Below are 2,742 nucleotides of genomic sequence, written 5' to 3'. Positions count from 1 at the left end.
ACGACCTGGCCGGGCGTGAACCCGATGGCCTTGAGGACGGAGATGTCCCGCAGGTGGCCGCGGATGCGGGTGGCGATCGCCCCGTGCACGGCGAATCCCGCCGCGATCAGCGCGCCCAGCCCGAACAGGCCGAGCACCTGGCCCAGGAGCCGGTTGTCGCCCTGCGCGTCGGCGCGCGCCTGCTGCCAGGTGGAGACCTCGCCGATGGCACCGGCGCCCAGGACGGTGACGGCGCGCTGGACGGCGTAGTCGGTGTCCGCGGGGTCGGTCAGGCGCAGTCCGATGACCTGGCCCGTGGGGTGTGCCACCGCGGCGGGCATGGCCCAGACGAGGCCGGGCTGCTCGCCGGGGCGGTAGCGGTCCTCGGGGCTGTCGGCGATTCCGACGACGGTGACCTTTCCGCCGCCGGGCAGGGCGAGCGTGTCACCGGGTCCGGCTAGCAGGGCCCGGGCCAGACTGCTCTCCAGGACGACGCCGCGGGGGGTGCCGGAGCCGAGCCAGTGCCCCGCGGTCAGCAGGGGGCGGCCCACGCGGGGGAGTTCGGGGGTGGCCCGCAGCTCCACCACGGCGCGGGTGCCGCGAGCGGCGAGGGTTGTCGCGGTGGTGGCGTAGGGACCGGCGACCGCCTCGACCCCGTCCACGCCGGCCAGCTTGCCGAGCTCGGCGGACGAGCCGGTGCGCAGCCACACATGGGCCCCGCGGGCCTGGTCGAAGGTGCGCTGCCAGGGGTTGGTGGCGTAGCCGAAGAGCGCGGTGGCCAGCAGCAGCGACACGACGATGCCGGCGGTGGCGAGCACCAGGAAGAGCGCCTCCCCGCGGTGGGTGCGCAGATCGGAGTGTGCCCAGCGCAAGGTGGCGCGCATGAGATCCATCCCTTTCGGGGGTTGTCGTACGTCCGCGGGCGGGCGCGTCAGTCCTTGAGCTCCAGCACTCCCGACGCCCCCGGCCGGCGCGACGGGGTGCTGCCGAGCTCGGCGTCGTCGGCGATGCGTCCGTCGAAGAAGCTGATCACCCGGTCCGCGGCGCTGGCCAGCCGGGCGTCGTGGGTGACCAGGACGATGGTCTGCCCCCGCTGGTGGAAGCGGGACAGCAGCCGCATCACCTCGCGGGTGCCTTTGCTGTCGAGGCTGCCGGCGGGTTCGTCGGCCAGCAGCAGCGGGGGATGGTTGACCAGGGCCCGGGCCAGCGCCACGCGCTGCTGCTCGCCGCCGGACAGCTCGCCCGGCAGGCTGCGTTCCTTGCCCGCGATGCCCAACTCGGCCAGCAGCTCCTCCCGTTCGGCGCGTGCCTGCCTGGGGGAGACGCCGGCGAGGAGGGCGGGCAGTTCCACGTTGTCGGCGACCGACAGGCTGGAGACGAGGTTGAAGAACTGGAAGACGATGCCGATGCGCCTGCGGCGCTCGACCGCCCAGCGGGCCTCGCGCCAGGTGTCGGTGCACTCGCCGTCCAGCCAGAGTGATCCGCTGTCGGGCTGCTGCAGTCCGCCCAGCAGGTGCAGCAGGGTGGACTTCCCGGCTCCGGACGGTCCGGTGACGGCGACGAACTCGCCGCGGTGCACGCTCAGGTCGACGCCGCGCACGGCGTGGGCCGGGCCGCTCTCGCCGTAGTGCGTGCGTATCAGTCCCTCTGCGCGCAGCACGGGAGCGGGGCTGTCGCTCACTCCAGCTCCTCCAGCTCTTCCTGGCACCGCTCGAGCCAGTCGAGGTCGGCCTGCAGGTGCAGCATCGCGCCCTCGATCAGAAGGTGGGCGATGCGGTTGTCGCGGTCTTCGACGGCGGCCAGTTTGGACAGGTTGCGCATGGAGTTGAGGTACTGGCGCCGTTGTCTGTTGATCAGGGCGATCCGGTCTGCGAGGCCGGTTCCCGGGGCCAGCGCCAGCTTCATGAAGAAGTCGTCGCGCACCCTCGGCTCGTCCTCGGGCCGTTCGAACCAGGCGCGCAGCTCTTCCTGCCCGGACTCGGTGAGGCGGTAGACCTTCTTGTTGGGCCGGTTGGACTGTTCGATGTCCTCGCCCTCGATGAGTCCCTGCTTCTCGAGGCGCCCGAGGGTCACGTAGATCTGGCCGACGTTCGGCTGAGGGTACGCGGAGCCCAGCAGTTGCTCAAGGCCCTGCTTGAGTTCGTAGCCGTGGGCGGGACCGCGGGCCAGCAGGGCAAGGAGGGGCTGTCGCACCGCCGCGGGCCTCCCGTCCTCGTAATGTGTGCCTCGCCCCTAGTATCGCCCATACCTAACAGGTATACATGGCCTTCGGCCGTGGCGATGCTGCAGGCGGGTACGTGTCCAGGGAGGAACCTATGCGGTGGAACAGAGCCGCGGGTAGGTGCCTCCTGGTTCTCGGCGTGGTGCTGACCGGGTGCGTCTCCTCGGGCGAAGGGGGGCGTGACAGCGCCGGGGGTGGCCGCGGGCCGCTGACGCTGGCCACCGCAGGGGACCTCACCGGCTATCTCGGCACGGTTCTCGACGGCTGGAACCGCACGCATCCCGGTGAGCGGGTCACGCTCGTGGAGCTGCCCGACTCCGCGGACGAGACGCATGCGCAGATGGTCACCGATCTGCGCGGCGGCGACCGCAGCCGGTTCGACGTCCTGAACATCGACGTCAACTGGACCTCGGAGTTCGCGGCCGCCGGATGGATCCGCCCGCTGGACGAGGACCGCTTCCCGCTGAAGTCCTTCCTGAAGCCGGTCGTGGAGACGGGGAAGTACGACGGACGGCTGTACGCGGTCCCCTACGTCACCAACG

At 71.6% G+C, this 2,742-nt stretch carries 4 protein-coding genes; 1 reads left to right on the top strand and 3 read right to left on the bottom strand.

Annotated features, from left to right (window positions below):
• The 3 genes from ABT085_RS45460 to ABT085_RS45450 all read right to left on the bottom strand — a co-directional run.
• A partial coding sequence (locus ABT085_RS45460; RefSeq protein ID WP_351622888.1) for an ABC transporter permease occupies positions 1-863 on the bottom strand: 863 nt, incomplete at its 3' end.
• Between the two features lie 47 nt (positions 864-910).
• Positions 911-1,660, bottom strand: a complete 750-nt coding sequence (locus ABT085_RS45455; RefSeq protein ID WP_351622885.1) for an ABC transporter ATP-binding protein — start codon at positions 1,658-1,660, stop codon at positions 911-913.
• A complete protein-coding gene (locus tag ABT085_RS45450; RefSeq protein ID WP_351622882.1) occupies positions 1,657-2,172 on the bottom strand; it encodes a PadR family transcriptional regulator in 516 nt (171 codons plus the stop codon). The genes ABT085_RS45455 and ABT085_RS45450 overlap by 4 nt, the downstream gene beginning before the upstream one ends.
• A gap of 122 nt (positions 2,173-2,294) precedes the next feature.
• Here ABT085_RS45450 and ABT085_RS45445 point away from each other — a divergent pair.
• A partial coding sequence (locus tag ABT085_RS45445) for an extracellular solute-binding protein (RefSeq protein ID WP_351622879.1) occupies positions 2,295-2,742 on the top strand: 448 nt, incomplete at its 3' end.

This window comes from Streptomyces sp. NPDC002265 (genome assembly GCF_040296125.1).
GTDB lineage: Bacteria > Actinomycetota > Actinomycetes > Streptomycetales > Streptomycetaceae > Streptomyces.
The sequence above is the reverse complement of the archived record's forward strand: the minus strand, read 5'-3'. Positions and strand labels throughout refer to the sequence as shown.